The sequence below is a fragment of the Enterobacter sp. SCRI0065 genome, from assembly GCF_059766475.1.
Genome location: NZ_JCBAJB010000014.1, coordinates 14795 through 28408, shown reverse-complemented (window position 1 = coordinate 28408; position 13614 = coordinate 14795). Strand labels below are relative to the sequence as shown.

Here is a 13614-nt window from a genome sequence, read left to right as displayed (position 1 = left end):
AGTAATATTTACAATATGTGAATTTAATTTTGCGCATGCGCAAATTGCATCAGTATTTCAACCATCGATATACCGCAGCTGCTGGATAGACATTCACCAGGGTAAGACCAGACTCACGAAAAAAAACCATCCACTGATGAGGTGTCAGGTGGCCGTGCTGTTTTAAAATCCTGATGACCTTAGTTCGGGACAAAATAATAGGTCCTCCATCCGGGCCACCATTCTCACACTCATCATAAACATCACTGTAATCGTACATGCATTTCACCTTTTAACAGGTACTTAACCGAAGGAATTCGCAAATGCATCATCCTCCATCCAGCAAAACTCCGGGTGTGCCACGATTTAATCATCGAACGAATTTACAATTGAATCTCTGGAAAAATCCCGAAGTTCACTCATACACCACCATCATGATACTAAATCATATCATACGGTTAAAAATAATATATTCTCTATTTACATATTGTGAATTAAATTATGTATACTCATCAATGCACTTTTATACCTGTAGAACAGAGGGAGATAGGTATGAGGATTCTGCAAAGCCAAGTATTTGAGATGGCCCTTGAGCGATACCCAGACCAGAAGACAGACATAGCAGCGCTATTCAGCTTTCTAAGCCGGAGTAAAATAAAATCGGTAAACGAATTACAGGAGTTGTTCCCTGACGTGATGAGTGATGAATGTGGCCATACTCATCTTTGTTTTGCCGGAAGTTTTGCTGGAGGGAACTTGATATTTAGAGGCAAATTTAACTATCCAGGTCAGTTCATATTGGCTGAAGGTATTCAGCCTGCTAATACTAATGAGGAAAGGATTCATGGATAAAACAAAAATCAGTGAAGGCGTGGGCTTACTGTTGTGTGAATTACCCTGGCTTGAGAAAATCAAGGATGATACCGACTATCAAGATGCCCTGAATGCAATCAATGAGCTAAGTAGCGATGAGGCTACTCCTGCCATTCTCCTTAAAATCATGGCAAACTGCATCGCAGAATATGAAACTTCGCGAGTTCCTGAGCTGTTATCAGGCCCTGGTGGTAAGATGAGTCAAGGTACTGATGCCTTGATAACGCTGATGCGACACCGCAAGATCAAAGGGAAGGAAATGGCCGAAATACTGGAATTAAGTCCAGCACTGATGTCATCTATCCTTACCGGTAAACGCTCCTTAACGATCCCACATATTTGTAAGCTAGCTGAATTCTTTGGTGTCAGTCGTTCAATCTTTATCTGATAACCGGAAGGGTGTAATAATATTATTTATTACTCCCTTCCGGTTGGACAAGCCGGAGGTGCGTCAGCATTTTTTAAATTCAATAAGGAAGATATACTTAAAGATATATCAATTATTATAAAGAATTCGCTTTAACTGGTTTTATAAAAGCTGTGCCAGGATAATAAGCCTTAATGATTTTTTTATGTTCAAAGAAGACATCCCTTAAGTTTATGTGTTCTGATTTCAAAAAAACATAACCTAGTTTCCTGCCCTTTGAGTTATAGCAAGCATATTTAATTTCTGTGCGCATACATCACATCCAGTTAGAACCCAGAGAGTTAAGAAGATGGGCTTTACGCAGCATACGTTGACGAGATTGAAATAAATCCTTGTTAATGTCCCCTCTATTTTTAAGGTAATTATACAGTTCTGAAGGATAGGACTTATCAGTGTTGGCTCGTTCACGAATTAATGAAACTTGTTTATAAAAATCACAGTAAAGTAGTGCATCTTTAACACAACCAAATGTTAAGGATACAACGTCTTGATTGAATGAAATTTCAACACGCTTATATTTAGCAACCACTTTCATGATTTTCTCCGGTTATGAGCGCAATGCCCTTTTCAAATACAACCTTAGCATCGATGAAAATTTACCACAAGAAAAATTTACATTTTGTGAATTTTTCTTGTGCGCATGCGCAAGTTCATGCACAGACAGGATATTGCGCAGCGTGTATTAAGGGTTCTTTTATAAGATTTTTAGGGAAATTGCCGATAATCTCTCTCGGCTATCTTAATTGCACACTTATAGGGAGATAAAAATGGCCTTTTATGTGAATGACACATCAGACTGTATGACAGTACTGGTTTGTAGGACAATGCAGGAGGCAACAATATACGCAGCGTGGGCAAACGAGTACTTAGGTATTACCACTATTAAACCCAGCAATACAGAGTACCCAGGTCATATCGGAGGTGAAAAGCTATTAGGATATTTTGGTTTCACAATCGACTCGTTAGTAGACAAACTATTCTCTCTCATGCCCGCTCGTACTCGCGTCGATAGTAATAAAATTCTTATAAAAACCATGTTGAAAAACCCAAGTCTATCTAAAGCAACATGTTGCCATTTAGCCAATAAGTATCCGACCCATTATAGTAGATTGAGCAATACTATAAGCGAACATTGCGCCTGGGTTAGTTTGCTCTCAGGAGGTCGTAACCCAATGAAACTATTACGCGGCATCAGGGGGGATTTATAACCCCCCCTACCCTTTAATTTAACTCGATGGTTGTTTGGTATGAGGGTAATTTTGTAGTAACACAAAAATTAAGATCGCCCTGCCTGAACATAGTCACATACAAGCCTTGTCCTGTTTTAATTGCAGCATCATTTAACTGTATCTGCTTATGGGAGGTTTCACTCATGTCACCGTAATTGTGTCGAGCCAGCAAAGCTGCAAGCTGAAATCCGTCATTCCCTAACACAGCTAAAACATCAGCGCTTATAGAAGGACGGTGTTTCAATTCAATCTGCGTTTTGTTATCGATGTTTTTTAGCATTAGCTCCAGCTCAGAATGATCTACCTTGGCAGTAACATCATTTATAATCTGATGAACATCCTCGTTACTGAGGTTAAAAGCGTTACCACACGCAAGTTTCAAAAGACGTACAAAAGCCTTTGGAGAACTGTAGAGAATGCTAACTAACTCGTCAGTTATATAATTATAACTATCGATAGTTCTTTTGGGTTTGCTATACTTAACTAATTGAGTTGTGTCATTCAACATATTCAGCCTCAGAGATATATTGGCTGTCATCCTTGCCGGGTTATACGCATGAGCAAACTGTCTTATTCCGAGAAAAAGAAACTGCAAGAAAGTTTGAAGTATATTCCTTTACCAATAATGTGCTTTACGGATGACAATCTTTGGATTGGTTCTAATCTTAAACTGCTGCCTGAACGTTATCGGCAGGATGTTGCAAACCTTTATACTGTAATCTTCTTCCGTAAACTTCATGACAGAACCATCCCGGTTCTAAAGCGAAAAGGTGTGGCCCGAAAAGCCGCTAATGCATTCTTGCTTAATATCGTTGATTCTATTCAAAATGGCAATCAATCACATTGATAATTCATGCCTTTACACCAATGTGATATTACCACTTGAAAGGTAGTTGATTACTTTGTGAGCATCAAGTTCTTGAATGGATAGCATTAATTTTTCATATAGCTCTTTTGATTGTGTACTTTCCTGAAGTACTTCATACAAGTCTTCTGAAGTGAAGATCTCCCCTTCACCTATTCGGTTTGTCAACCGTGATACTGTTTCAACTGAATTGTCGATATTCGCAAATATCTGCGCAACATTTAGGCTCTGTTTATCATTCCCCTTTAACGTAACAATAACCTTCATTGCCAAATGAGGCGATGACGCAAATGCAAGCTCTCTCCGTATCTTCCCTCGTTTGTCGTTTTGCTCTTTATACGACTGAGCCATCTTTATCCATTCTAGTCGCTTCCCTTTGTAACCCGAAGTGTCCCCTCCCCTTTCAACAACTGAGTATGCCCAGAAAGCCCACTCACGCTCCGTGAATGGGATTTTATTAAGTTGCTCCAGGATAACCATAGCGCTTATGACGGACCACTGAGGGGCATATAAACCCTTACCCCATTCAGATACAGTGTTATTTGATGGCGCAGCTGCACTTTCCCTCAATCCCATTTTAACAGCTGCACCGGTCAGGACTTCTACGGCCTGAGTGCGGGTAAACCCCTTTACCCGCGTCATGTAATTCATATATACGGAGATTGGATAACTCCGGTCTTTAATCAAGAGTGAATACATTCTCACTCCCGGTAAGATACGCTTTTGATGACGTATTCGCCTTCCTTCACTAGCCGGATTTCAGATCCAATCTGTACGTATACAAACCCTTGAGTATGAACATTACCGCTATTTGCTTCAGTGTATTCCCTTGGAACTTTCAGCAGCAGCACACCTTCTTCGCCATTTACATCTACGAAAACCACAGCATTCAGCTGTACAGCTTTGACCTTGCGTGACGTTACTGCCGGACCTTTCTTGGAGTCCTCAGAATCATTATTGTCATTTTTCAGCGTATGCAGATAGCGGGTTACATCCTGGTATTCTTCTAGACTGATTGAGTCCTTTTCAGAAAGCACTGACTCGGCCCAGACTTTTACCAGGTCTTTGCCATACTGGATTGCTTGGTCCTCAGTTGCCCAGACTTTACTTCCATCAAAATTACCTACTTCATTGATTCCATGTTCGAATTGGGTTTCTAGTGTCGCAAGAAAACCTTCATCGACAGTTTTAATCAATATATTGACACGACCAGTTTCAAAAAAGTAATCAACAAATGGAATGGTAACAACGGTATCTTCTGTCCCTAGCTGTTTATTCGACGAACCCTTGTCTGATTTGCTTTCAGAATTTGTAACGGGTTCGTGCGAGGATATAGGCATTTCAGTTTTTGCTTTCGTGATAGCGATAGAGCCATTTTTTTTTGCATTACGTATTGTAGCCCTGTCCAAATCAGGCAGTTCAATAAGGCTTTTAAATAACTGAGGATTGTCTTTCTGAATCTCGGCTAATGTGGATAAAGCCTCAATATCGTCAATATTCCCAGACTGATAGACTTCTATCATTTCTTGTGTCATATCACGCAATTTGAGTAGTCGAGATACATGTGACGCCCCACCCTTCAAACCTAGGCGTTTAGCAATATCCGCTTGAGTAACAGGTTTGCCGCTCTCTTTGGCCTTATCCATATATTCGCCAATGAAGTTTGCTCGGTCACGTAGCGACATATTATCGCGCTTGATGTTGTTCATGCCCCGATTCAGGAAGTTTTCAAGCTCATCTTTCTTGCTTAACTCATCATCAATAATGCCTTTTAATCTAAAAGCAGGATTTTTCTGTTCTGCAATTAGTCCAGCACGAAGACGAGTTGCACCATGCTGAACGCGATGCTTACCATTTTTATCGGCGGGATATAGATGAATCGCTTCCTCCTGGCCGATATTAGGATTCAAGAAATCTTCAGCGTAGGAGTCAATCAAGTCCTGATCAAAGTCTGTACGTGGGTTTCCCTCTTCATAGCAGTCAGAAGGTTTAACCCAGACAATCGTCCCAGAAACACTATCTTTGCGCGCAGAAGCAGCTTGTGCCAGCTTGCTCAGTCCACCTTTTAAGCGATCTACTTTGTTGTTCATTTGACTGCCTCATTCATAATAAATTTAATTGCCGCTTTAACTTCTTTTGCCGCCTGTCTGGCGTTGCCGTCTTTGTATTTCCAAACTGGCACTAGGGCATCCGTTGCCTTCTCCATTGTCGAGCGGCTATAAATAGGGGCAGTCATTAAAAGCTCATAACTTATTAGCGTCTCATAATGTTCTTTTTGTTGTGGACGCATTGGATTGAATTTATTCGGTACAATTACGAACTTAGGAGCAGAATATAAATTTTCTGTTTCTCCCTCATTCAGAATTGAAACTAGTTCTTCTGTCACCGTAATAGCAGTTACGACACCATTTACAGATATTTCGCTAAGTTCTGTGATCATCGCAGCTGTTGTGGCACATAAGAAGGTTGCTTGCTGCAAGTTCCCTTTACCTGGAGGTGAATCGATAATGATGATATCGAATTCACTACGCAGCTTTTGAATATGTTGATGCGGGTGCAGCACTATTCCAGATTCAAGCGGTGTACTATTAATTTCTTCCAGGCGATTATCGCGAGGCAGGAACCAGCAACCGCCTAATTGTTCTAGTTGCAGAATTGGTTTGGTGATTCCTTCAGGCGTAAATAGATCGCTTGAGAATGCATACTCTGGCATATCCGGCGAAGTCGAGCCAAAGGCTGCGAAAGTAGTATGTTCGTCATTATCTATCAGGAGGGCTTTTAAACCAGCTTCCGCCGCCGCCGAGGCCAGATGCATTGCATTTGTGCTTTTACCCACACCGCCTTTGCCATTTCCCGTACAAATAACCGGACGGACTCGCTTGATTGCTTGAATAATCTCTTTTGAAAGCAGATTTCTGCTGAAACTGGATGGTTTCTTTGTCATCTGACAAATCTCCGGTTATGGATTCAATATCCCATGCCACTCAATGTGTGGCGCTTACAATATAACAGTTAAGCGTTACTGTCTCAACGGTTGGACCGCTTTTTTGCGCATGCGCAAATTTATTGTTCCATATCGCTCTTTCGAATTGATATAATTTTATATCATACGCTTGTAACAGTAAAGCGTTACTTCACAAAAAGCATCGTTTTCCTGACTTTAACCATTAAGTATTGAATACAGTAGATACCGTCATTCATGGCTTTTTGAGATGCACTCTTTGCGCATGCGCAAACCTCGTCACACGATAGTAAACGTTGAATTTACTTGATATCCTGCCTAAACATGATACATATATGAATCATTGGTAACAGTTAAGCGTTACGGGAAAATTTAATGATATCTCATCACTCTAAGCGTCGTGGCAAGCCGAAAGGTGCGAATGCTCCAGCAAGTGCAGCTTCTCGCGTTACAAAATTCAGGCAGAATCTCAAGGCAACTGGCGGTGCGTCCGTAACAGTTAACCTGGATGCGCACGAACTGGCTCAGCTTGAGAGCTTTAAACAAAAAATCAATCTGCCTTTGAAAACAAGCCGCAGCGAAGTCATTAAAGCTATGATCTGCATCATTGGCGGGGGGAGTTACTTCATAAATGGTCAGAATGTAACTGCGACGATCGATATAGTAAAACGCCCGTAATATCCGGCTTGGATAGAGAGCATTTTATCTACACCGTAATCAGAAGCGTTTATGCGGGAGGGATTGGGCGCGAGAATTGGCGGGAGAACGGGCAGAAGCACCTTACCCGTCAAAAAAGTTGTTATGCTGTTGAGACTACCCAACACTTAGCACCGTCGTAATCATTCCCACCTGTGGCGATAAAAACATTATTTTCATTATCCACCGCATACGCACTAGGCTGTTCTTGCTCAGGGTTTCGGAGTTTATCTTTCCAACCGTAGGCTTCATTTTCCCACACCAAAACCACGCCACAGACATGTTCAGGGTGTTCTTTTCGCCACTTTACGGCAGCTCCCAATATCTTCGACATATTTATCTCATTCTCTCGCTGGCAAGATTATAAACATTGCTACGCTAACGCTTTCCCACGACCACGACAGCAATAATTAATTGGTCGTCAATTACCTGATAGATTAGTCGAAAGCCAGACGCGTGTATTTTTATTTTTTTTATTCCAGTTCCATTGGCCTTCAGACCTGTAAAGAGGTTTTATTTTTTAATGCGCTTTAGCGCATGGGAGTCGGCAGCACTGTAGGTTTATATTCTCCTAAATCTTATCCGACGATGCCCGGCAAAGCCGGTGCGTTTTGTTAGGAGCCACCTATCAACCCCCCGCCCTGCTAAGCCTTAACCCGCTTACATCGTTTTTCTATTTAATATAGCCCCCACGGGGGTGCGCAGTTAGCGCCGGTCGCTTGCGACCGGGCCTGAAGGGACGCCAGCCCAGAGGGCTGGGGCGCTGTACTGCGAGTGCGAAGCCGTAGGCAAGCTACGGGGGCGGTGGCAGATACAGAAATATGCTGAATTGAGTGCTTCTACTTACTGGGAGCCAGTTATGCCTGCCGTTTACGGCAGGTGCTACTTTTTATTTCTTTGGATAATTGCTCGGAAATTAAAATTCGAGGGTTTTGCCCTGAGCAAAGCGAGGGGAGGTATATTCGGCTATCCGAAGGAAGCCAATATAATCCCTTTTTAAAGGGCTTGTTATGTTCAGAAATTACGTTCGAAATTAGCATATCTGTTCGAAGTTAACTGTATGAAAACTAATCTTTATGTTTATGGCAACAGTAAAAAGCGAAACTCTAGGGGTAGAAGGCGAGAACTATAAGGAAAGTACTAGAGGGGGATGCATAAGAAACATACTATTTGAGCATTTCACCTAGCAAAAAACCCGCCAGTGGCGGTTTAAGCATTGGAGATTCAACATTGAGGCAACTCACAGCCCTACCCCAGCTCGTTCCAATAAGAGCCTGTAGAACTGTTCTTCATCAGCCTGGCGTAATGCAGGCTGTTCTTTCGATAACTCAGCTTCAAGACGCGTCGTAATAATCGGCATTGACCGGCCACTGTTCACATATTGGAGCCACTTAACTTTAGCTTCAGCAGCTGCATGCAGTTTCACCGGCTCTTTACCTTTTATCGCATCCTGCAAAGTAGAGACAACTTTTTCCTTTTCTTTGATCAACTCCGGGCTAGTGATTTGCCATTTGATACGCTTTAGTAGCTTTTTAAGTGAATGACGCTTCTCAATGCTCAGATCGAGACGCTCCATACGAAGTAGGTGACGCTCATTACGCAGCTTGAGAGTCTCACTTAGTCCATTTTTTCGCGTCCATGCCTGGAAACGAGTAAGCATGGTTTTCAAATGTTCAATACCGATGCCTTTACTGGTAAAAAACTCTACGGTCAAAAAAATACGCAATGCCTTGTATTGACGACTGTCTTTATCAAATTCTCTAACAACAATTGCCTGCCCCATTTCTTCTGTGACTCGCAAGGCATGGTAAGCAACATCACAAGCGATCCTGCCGTTCTCATATCGATGTAATACTCCCATCTGACGCGCAATTTCTTCAAACGGAACACAGACCTCAAAAGGATAGTCGCTGGAGGGGCTATAGTCACAGTTGGCCGCCAAAGCAAAATGAAGTGCTGTAAGGGCTTCCCGACTCTCAGAACGCACACCTAATCGAAGCGGAGTGGGCTTAAATTCTGGATCAAACTGCCTGGAAAAAGGGGTGTAACCCTTCTTGCGAAGTTCAATCATAGATTGGTTGCGGTTCCAGTCATGATTGCAAATGCAAGCAAATAGCTGAGCCTCAATCCCTTTGGGTTGCTTCTTAATTTCGTAAGCGGGGGTGTATCTGCGGTGGATTTTGGATAGCCCTTTCCGTAACGTGTTGAATTCCCCACGCTTGGAAGCTCTATACCGTATCGCATTAGGTATCAGCTCATGATACAAGTTTGTATCAGGTTGATTTTCATTAACTTTCATCGAAACTGCCCACAATCCACATGTGAATTGAAAGCAGCGCCAGGGCTTTATTTTAGCCAATAGTTTGCTATACTAACCATGAAGCCATCAAAGTAGTCACGTCGCCAAACTAGCTACTTTACTGGTGTCTTGTGGTTCACATAGCGGTCGGTGTCTGGCACTGCCGCCTTCTTTAAAGCCCCGGTAATCGAAAGATGCCGGGGTTTTTACTATACTGCCCTTGTCACTTTGACTTCATCTTTCAGCAGATTGTCATAACCCGGAAATCGAGCGTCGAGAAAACGGATCACTGAACCTTTAGTGCTGAAGTCTCGAACTTTACGCTTTTCTTTTTGCGTATGAGTAGTGACTAATTGCGCGGTATCACCGCAACGAGTCATAAAATGTAAGTGGTACGGGCGCGTAGAACCGTTGTCGAATGCGATCTGAATGCCCGAAAGAAAGTTCTCTTTCGCCAGCTTCACTGCCGTATCCAGTTTCCAGTTGTACATAGATCCTCCACTTACACTTTTACAACTCTTTTCAGCATACTATATTAACTACTAATAGGGTAGCAGCAGGATTAAAAAATGGTAAGATTTGGATCTAAATCCGGGGGTTAAAGATCATGAGCGGAAAACGAGAAGGTGTAAAAGGCTACAAGCAAATTCATCTGAAAAAGTTCAGCAAGACCATATCGCACAACTTGCGCTTGCTGGCGCTCTCTCGCGACCTGCCTCTGTACGAGTTACATGACAAGATCATAACAGATTTCATTGCAGACGCTGAGATGATCCAACAACCGCCGGTAAACGATCTTTGTGGTTATAACGTTTTCATTGGCCCGGCAGCTCAGGAGCGAGCCGCAGCTCTGTCAGCAAAACTTAAGATACCTGAATCTGAAATTTTTTACTCTGCTTTATTCACATTTGCCGACAGGTATAAGTTGAGCAAGCCACTTGATAAGGTCGGCTAGAATCAGGCTTGTCCTATTGCAGTAATAGTACTGAGATTCTACAAGTCACCACAACAACTATAAATGGGTTAGAAACATGTCACATCCTAATGACTGGACTTTTAAACGCTTCAAGATTGAAGACGATCTCATTCAGACAATAGACAATCTGGCTGAGACGCGTGGGGAACAAAAAGCAGATATAATCGCTGAAACAGTTGAATGGCTTGTTAAAAATCGCAGCGAAGGCACTGTTTCCCCAAGGTATTTCTCCAGCCCGGACAATGCACCCTATAAGGGGCTATGGCTTAAGCCGGATACTATACGAACCATCGAAATGCTGTCAAAAGCAGACAACCAAAATCCTAATAGGGTTATCTACACCGCAATTTGCCGATTTATCGATAAAGATAAAAATTAGTCTACTCCCCTCTGCCCCCAATAACCGTCTTTAGGCCAGGAAATTCTTTCCTGGCCTAATGTCGGTTGGACAAGCCCCTGGCGCGTCAGTTTTCTTTTCACTTCTAAATACACTCATCGAATCAACGCGCAAGCCTTTAATTGATTTCATTTCCCAAGCCTAATCAAATTCCGTAATCGAACTGATAATCTTGATTTAAACTATTGAAATTTAAAGTTTAAAGCACACAAAACCTCAAACCGCCACATGATATTTATTTTTATCATGCAATCTGTTGATTGATTCCAAATTACGTTTATAATCGCCTTATGATACAAATTCATATCAAATCACGGATAACAGGCGATGAAACTTAACCGAATTACAGCGTCACTAATCACCGTGGTGGCCTCACAAATGCTGGCACAGCCAGTGTTTGCAGATCGTATTATCCAGCGCCCCTCTGGTGCATTTTACATCGTTAGCAACATTGAGGCTTCACAAGCATTTGACCGGAACAACTTCGGATTTTTTTCTCTGTCGCCTTCAGTCAATTATCCAACACATAACAGCTCAGGAAAGGGAGCCACTAAAAAGCGAGTTAAGAAAAGTAAAACGATGAAACCGTCTGTGCAATGCGCTCCGGTTAATTGCCTAGTAACACCTGTTAAACCTGTCACAACAGTTGAATCCGCAGAAGCAATATTCCTACGTCTGGAGAAACAGAAATAATGAATTTTAAGAAAGCTGTAGTTGCCATCGCAATGGTGCTGGGTATGTCTTCACAATTTGCGCATGCGCAAACTCCATCTGAGAAAGGAGGGGCTGATTCATCAAGCATGAAATCCGCACAAGACCAGTTAGCGGCTTCCTTTAATGGCATGAGCATTTCCGGTTTTAGTGAGTCGCCGGTTAAAGGTATTTACGAGGTAAAAACCGGTAGCAACATTCTGTATTTTCATCCCGGCGAAGATGGAAATAAAGGGGTTCTTATCTTCGGTGAAATGTTTGACTCGTCAGGCGTGAACCTTACTGAACAAAGCAAAATGAATGGCCTTTCAGACACCCTGAAGGGTTTACCTCTAGATACGGCAATTACTATCGGCCCTAAAGACGCGCCAGTGTTTTACGAGTTTACTGACCCTGACTGCCCTTACTGCCATGCCTACGATGAATGGATGAAAACATATTCGAAGGATCATCCAGTTCAACGTAAGTTGATCTTTATGGTTAATCCATCACATCCTCTGGCCCGTGCAAAAATAGAACATGTAATTTGTTCTGAAGATAAAGATGAAGCAGTTCGCTACGTCTATTCTTCAGAACTTCCTCATAACCCAGATGGTGCTGATGCTATGCAGATGGCTAAGCAAAAAGCCCTAAAAACATGTAAGGAGGCAGATGCCGTCATCGAGCAACATGCGAAAATTCTTCAGGCTGTGGGCGTAAATGGCACTCCGTCATTCTTGTTTAACGTTGAAACCAAGCCAAATCTTATTGTCGGTTTTAGCCAGCAAAAAATTGCTGCTGCTATTACTGCACTAGAAAAGCCAGCTGTATCTAAGCTGGAAAAACCTTCCGTAAAAACCGCTAAGTAACTGGAGTTTTAATATGCAAACTATTTGCAAAAACAATTTATCTGCATTGTCGTTAAATTTACTGAAATCGCCGTCGCAGGAAAATCCGATCCTCGCGAAGCTGCGTAAAGCAATGCAGTCTCGCCTGTCAAAATTCATTACTGGATTTTTTATGGTGCTGGCTCTGTTAGTCATTAGTCAGGGTGTCTTTGCCTTCTCAACGCCATCAACTGGGTCATTTGGTTATAACGTATACGACATCGCAATTAATAAGATCGCAAGTGGTCCTATTGGTTTCGTCGGTGGTGCATGGTTGATTGCTATGGGTTCAACGAAAATGAATGAAGGCTGGACTCGTGCCCTGCCATTTATTCTGGCCGGTTCCTGCCTGATCAAACTTGACGAAATCACTCAGTCTTTAGGCGCTACCATTTTCTAAGGGAATTGACGATGGATTACGGGTTTAAAGAAGGCCGATTTTTCCGTTACCCCCATCAACCTATCCAGATTTTCTGGTTTGATAGGGATGAATGGATGATTCTCATTGCGTGTTATCTCGCGAGTATGCAGTTGGGAGGTTTTACCTGGGCGATTCTTTTCCCTGTATCCATCGTCATTATTAAGATCAAACGAACTAAGGGTCGGGGTTTTTTTCGTCACACTCTCTACAAACTTGGTTTAGTTGAAATTTATGGCTATCCAAATTCATCAGCTAAAAAGCTGGAGGAATAATTGATGTTTAAAAAGCCGAATAAACAACTCCCGGCAAAGAAAATAATCACTGAAGCAATCAATGATCAGCAAAGACAAACATCAGATACTAAATTCTTTCGCGCGGCGTTAATTGCAGCAGTAATTTTAAATGCATTAACTTATCAAAAAGTCGATAAGTTGGAAGAACGGCAGACAACCATTATTGTCCCTTACGGTGCTAAATCAAGCGACTTGTTGATTTCAGGGGAAAGTGCTTCGGCTGAATACATGAGGATGTTGCTACGCCTTATAATCGCTGATTACGGTTCGGTATCGAAATCTACAATTGACAGTAAATTCTCTGCACTTCTGGGTCTTGTTTACCCTGACCGGAGTGAATCTGTTAGGGTGAAGCTTAATGAACGTTCTAAATACTTTAAACAGTTCAATACCGTTTCCCAACTCATGGAACTTTTGCCTGAGCAGGCAATTACAATCACAGAGAACCCTGACGACATACAATATAAGACATCTGCAAAGAAAAAGTATCGAATTCAGTTTAGCGTAGAGGTTCGAAAGATAATTGGTGAAGAAGCCAAACCCACCGAAACGCAAAAGATGCATATTGATTACACGGTATCAGAAGGTAGATTCTGGATTCTTGACATTCAAGGTTAACA

Annotated in this window: 20 protein-coding genes and 1 pseudogene; 11 read left to right on the top strand and 10 right to left on the bottom strand. The window is 42.2% G+C overall.

Annotation, left to right across the window (positions count from 1 at the left end; all coding sequences use genetic code 11):
- Nucleotides 1–49: 49 nt before the first annotated feature.
- Nucleotides 50–259 carry a hypothetical protein gene (locus tag AC6EMZ_RS21960; RefSeq protein ID WP_498404958.1) on the bottom strand — a complete coding sequence of 70 codons (210 nt, stop codon included), beginning with the start codon at nucleotides 257–259 and terminating at the stop codon, nucleotides 50–52.
- A gap of 272 nt (nucleotides 260–531) precedes the next feature.
- Between AC6EMZ_RS21960 and AC6EMZ_RS21955 the strand changes: the two genes are divergently transcribed.
- Complete coding sequence (locus tag AC6EMZ_RS21955) at nucleotides 532–831, top strand: hypothetical protein (RefSeq protein ID WP_498404957.1); 300 nt, start codon at nucleotides 532–534, stop codon at nucleotides 829–831.
- The gene (locus tag AC6EMZ_RS21950) at nucleotides 824–1240 is read left to right on the top strand and encodes a helix-turn-helix domain-containing protein (RefSeq protein WP_498404956.1); all 417 of its coding nucleotides are present in this window, start codon (nucleotides 824–826) and stop codon (nucleotides 1238–1240) included. The genes AC6EMZ_RS21955 and AC6EMZ_RS21950 overlap by 8 nt, the downstream gene beginning before the upstream one ends.
- A 295-nt stretch (nucleotides 1241–1535) precedes the next feature.
- On the opposite strand, the gene AC6EMZ_RS21945 is transcribed toward AC6EMZ_RS21950, so the two are convergent.
- Both AC6EMZ_RS21945 and AC6EMZ_RS21940 read right to left on the bottom strand, forming a co-directional pair.
- A complete protein-coding gene (locus AC6EMZ_RS21945; protein WP_498404955.1) occupies nucleotides 1536–1814 on the bottom strand; it encodes a hypothetical protein in 279 nt (92 codons plus the stop codon).
- 686 nt (nucleotides 1815–2500) lie between these two features.
- Nucleotides 2501–3016 (bottom strand): hypothetical protein, encoded by a 516-nt coding sequence (locus AC6EMZ_RS21940; RefSeq protein ID WP_498404954.1) that lies wholly within the window; start codon nucleotides 3014–3016, stop codon nucleotides 2501–2503.
- Between the two features lie 48 nt (nucleotides 3017–3064).
- On the opposite strand from AC6EMZ_RS21940, the gene AC6EMZ_RS21935 reads away from it, so the two are divergent.
- Entirely contained in the window at nucleotides 3065–3355 is a 291-nt protein-coding gene (locus AC6EMZ_RS21935; protein WP_498404953.1) for a hypothetical protein, read from the top strand.
- Nucleotides 3356–3367: 12 nt separating this feature from the next.
- Here AC6EMZ_RS21935 and AC6EMZ_RS21930 read toward each other — a convergent pair whose 3' ends face one another.
- Genes AC6EMZ_RS21930 through AC6EMZ_RS21920 form a run of 3 tightly spaced genes read right to left on the bottom strand, consistent with a single transcriptional unit; the run spans nucleotide 3368 to nucleotide 6317 of the window.
- Nucleotides 3368–4072 (bottom strand): hypothetical protein, encoded by a 705-nt coding sequence (locus AC6EMZ_RS21930; RefSeq protein ID WP_498404952.1) that lies wholly within the window; start codon nucleotides 4070–4072, stop codon nucleotides 3368–3370.
- 2 nt (nucleotides 4073–4074) lie between these two features.
- Nucleotides 4075–5463, bottom strand: coding sequence for a KorB domain-containing protein (locus tag AC6EMZ_RS21925; protein WP_498404951.1), 1389 nt, complete (start codon nucleotides 5461–5463; stop codon nucleotides 4075–4077).
- Nucleotides 5460–6317: a ParA family protein gene (locus AC6EMZ_RS21920; RefSeq protein WP_498404950.1), complete on the bottom strand. Its 858-nt coding sequence runs from the start codon at nucleotides 6315–6317 to the stop codon at nucleotides 5460–5462. The genes AC6EMZ_RS21925 and AC6EMZ_RS21920 overlap by 4 nt, the downstream gene beginning before the upstream one ends.
- A gap of 393 nt (nucleotides 6318–6710) precedes the next feature.
- On the opposite strand from AC6EMZ_RS21920, the gene AC6EMZ_RS21915 reads away from it, so the two are divergent.
- The gene (locus AC6EMZ_RS21915) at nucleotides 6711–7013 is read left to right on the top strand and encodes a hypothetical protein (RefSeq protein ID WP_498404949.1); all 303 of its coding nucleotides are present in this window, start codon (nucleotides 6711–6713) and stop codon (nucleotides 7011–7013) included.
- A 121-nt stretch (nucleotides 7014–7134) separates the two neighbouring features.
- Here AC6EMZ_RS21915 and AC6EMZ_RS21910 read toward each other — a convergent pair whose 3' ends face one another.
- The 4 genes and pseudogenes from AC6EMZ_RS21910 to AC6EMZ_RS21895 form a co-directional block, all read right to left on the bottom strand.
- A complete protein-coding gene (locus AC6EMZ_RS21910; protein ID WP_498404948.1) occupies nucleotides 7135–7365 on the bottom strand; it encodes an antirestriction protein ArdR in 231 nt (76 codons plus the stop codon).
- Nucleotides 7366–7409: 44 nt separating this feature from the next.
- A pseudogene (locus AC6EMZ_RS21905) lies at nucleotides 7410–7511 on the bottom strand (type II toxin-antitoxin system RelE family toxin); the annotation flags it as partial.
- A 760-nt stretch (nucleotides 7512–8271) separates the two neighbouring features.
- Nucleotides 8272–9330 carry a hypothetical protein gene (locus AC6EMZ_RS21900; protein WP_498404947.1) on the bottom strand — a complete coding sequence of 353 codons (1059 nt, stop codon included), beginning with the start codon at nucleotides 9328–9330 and terminating at the stop codon, nucleotides 8272–8274.
- Nucleotides 9331–9539: 209 nt separating this feature from the next.
- Nucleotides 9540–9821, bottom strand: a complete 282-nt coding sequence (locus tag AC6EMZ_RS21895; RefSeq protein WP_498404946.1) for a hypothetical protein — start codon at nucleotides 9819–9821, stop codon at nucleotides 9540–9542.
- 116 nt (nucleotides 9822–9937) lie between these two features.
- On the opposite strand from AC6EMZ_RS21895, the gene AC6EMZ_RS21890 reads away from it, so the two are divergent.
- The 7 genes from AC6EMZ_RS21890 (at nucleotide 9938) to AC6EMZ_RS21860 (ending at nucleotide 13612) form a co-directional block, all read left to right on the top strand.
- Complete coding sequence (locus tag AC6EMZ_RS21890; protein ID WP_498404945.1) at nucleotides 9938–10285, top strand: hypothetical protein; 348 nt, start codon at nucleotides 9938–9940, stop codon at nucleotides 10283–10285.
- 76 nt (nucleotides 10286–10361) lie between these two features.
- A complete protein-coding gene (locus AC6EMZ_RS21885) occupies nucleotides 10362–10685 on the top strand; it encodes a hypothetical protein (RefSeq protein WP_498404944.1) in 324 nt (107 codons plus the stop codon).
- 345 nt (nucleotides 10686–11030) lie between these two features.
- Nucleotides 11031–11396 carry a hypothetical protein gene (locus AC6EMZ_RS21880; RefSeq protein WP_498404943.1) on the top strand — a complete coding sequence of 122 codons (366 nt, stop codon included), beginning with the start codon at nucleotides 11031–11033 and terminating at the stop codon, nucleotides 11394–11396.
- A complete protein-coding gene (locus AC6EMZ_RS21875; protein ID WP_498404942.1) occupies nucleotides 11396–12262 on the top strand; it encodes a DsbC family protein in 867 nt (288 codons plus the stop codon). The genes AC6EMZ_RS21880 and AC6EMZ_RS21875 overlap by 1 nt, the downstream gene beginning before the upstream one ends.
- A 13-nt stretch (nucleotides 12263–12275) precedes the next feature.
- On the top strand, nucleotides 12276–12680 hold the full coding sequence (locus AC6EMZ_RS21870; protein ID WP_498404941.1) for a conjugative transfer protein TraE: 405 nt from the start codon (nucleotides 12276–12278) through the stop codon (nucleotides 12678–12680).
- A gap of 11 nt (nucleotides 12681–12691) precedes the next feature.
- Complete coding sequence (locus tag AC6EMZ_RS21865; protein WP_498404940.1) at nucleotides 12692–12973, top strand: type IV conjugative transfer system protein TraL; 282 nt, start codon at nucleotides 12692–12694, stop codon at nucleotides 12971–12973.
- A 3-nt stretch (nucleotides 12974–12976) separates the two neighbouring features.
- A complete protein-coding gene (locus AC6EMZ_RS21860) occupies nucleotides 12977–13612 on the top strand; it encodes a TraE/TraK family type IV conjugative transfer system protein (RefSeq protein WP_498404939.1) in 636 nt (211 codons plus the stop codon).
- Nucleotides 13613–13614: the final 2 nt, after the last annotated feature.

Bases quoted from the DNA above. Each gene is read 5' to 3' on its own strand.
- AC6EMZ_RS21885 (WP_498404944.1), top strand. From the start codon at position 10,362: ATGTCACATCCTAATGACTGGACTTTTAAACGCTTCAAGATTGAAGAC.
- AC6EMZ_RS21860 (WP_498404939.1), top strand. From the start codon at position 12,977: ATGTTTAAAAAGCCGAATAAACAACTCCCGGCAAAGAAAATAATCACT.
- AC6EMZ_RS21940 (WP_498404954.1), bottom strand. From the start codon at position 3,016: ATGTTGAATGACACAACTCAATTAGTTAAGTATAGCAAACCCAAAAGA.
- AC6EMZ_RS21915 (WP_498404949.1), top strand. From the start codon at position 6,711: ATGATATCTCATCACTCTAAGCGTCGTGGCAAGCCGAAAGGTGCGAAT.
- AC6EMZ_RS21930 (WP_498404952.1), bottom strand. From the start codon at position 4,072: ATGTATTCACTCTTGATTAAAGACCGGAGTTATCCAATCTCCGTATAT.
- AC6EMZ_RS21910 (WP_498404948.1), bottom strand. From the start codon at position 7,365: ATGTCGAAGATATTGGGAGCTGCCGTAAAGTGGCGAAAAGAACACCCT.
- AC6EMZ_RS21895 (WP_498404946.1), bottom strand. From the start codon at position 9,821: ATGTACAACTGGAAACTGGATACGGCAGTGAAGCTGGCGAAAGAGAAC.
- AC6EMZ_RS21945 (WP_498404955.1), bottom strand. From the start codon at position 1,814: ATGAAAGTGGTTGCTAAATATAAGCGTGTTGAAATTTCATTCAATCAA.
- AC6EMZ_RS21880 (WP_498404943.1), top strand. From the start codon at position 11,031: ATGAAACTTAACCGAATTACAGCGTCACTAATCACCGTGGTGGCCTCA.
- AC6EMZ_RS21920 (WP_498404950.1), bottom strand. From the start codon at position 6,317: ATGACAAAGAAACCATCCAGTTTCAGCAGAAATCTGCTTTCAAAAGAG.
- AC6EMZ_RS21955 (WP_498404957.1), top strand. From the start codon at position 532: ATGAGGATTCTGCAAAGCCAAGTATTTGAGATGGCCCTTGAGCGATAC.
- AC6EMZ_RS21960 (WP_498404958.1), bottom strand. From the start codon at position 259: ATGTACGATTACAGTGATGTTTATGATGAGTGTGAGAATGGTGGCCCG.
- AC6EMZ_RS21925 (WP_498404951.1), bottom strand. From the start codon at position 5,463: ATGAACAACAAAGTAGATCGCTTAAAAGGTGGACTGAGCAAGCTGGCA.
- AC6EMZ_RS21935 (WP_498404953.1), top strand. From the start codon at position 3,065: ATGAGCAAACTGTCTTATTCCGAGAAAAAGAAACTGCAAGAAAGTTTG.
- AC6EMZ_RS21865 (WP_498404940.1), top strand. From the start codon at position 12,692: ATGGATTACGGGTTTAAAGAAGGCCGATTTTTCCGTTACCCCCATCAA.
- AC6EMZ_RS21890 (WP_498404945.1), top strand. From the start codon at position 9,938: ATGAGCGGAAAACGAGAAGGTGTAAAAGGCTACAAGCAAATTCATCTG.
- AC6EMZ_RS21950 (WP_498404956.1), top strand. From the start codon at position 824: ATGGATAAAACAAAAATCAGTGAAGGCGTGGGCTTACTGTTGTGTGAA.
- AC6EMZ_RS21900 (WP_498404947.1), bottom strand. From the start codon at position 9,330: ATGAAAGTTAATGAAAATCAACCTGATACAAACTTGTATCATGAGCTG.
- AC6EMZ_RS21870 (WP_498404941.1), top strand. From the start codon at position 12,276: ATGCAAACTATTTGCAAAAACAATTTATCTGCATTGTCGTTAAATTTA.
- AC6EMZ_RS21875 (WP_498404942.1), top strand. From the start codon at position 11,396: ATGAATTTTAAGAAAGCTGTAGTTGCCATCGCAATGGTGCTGGGTATG.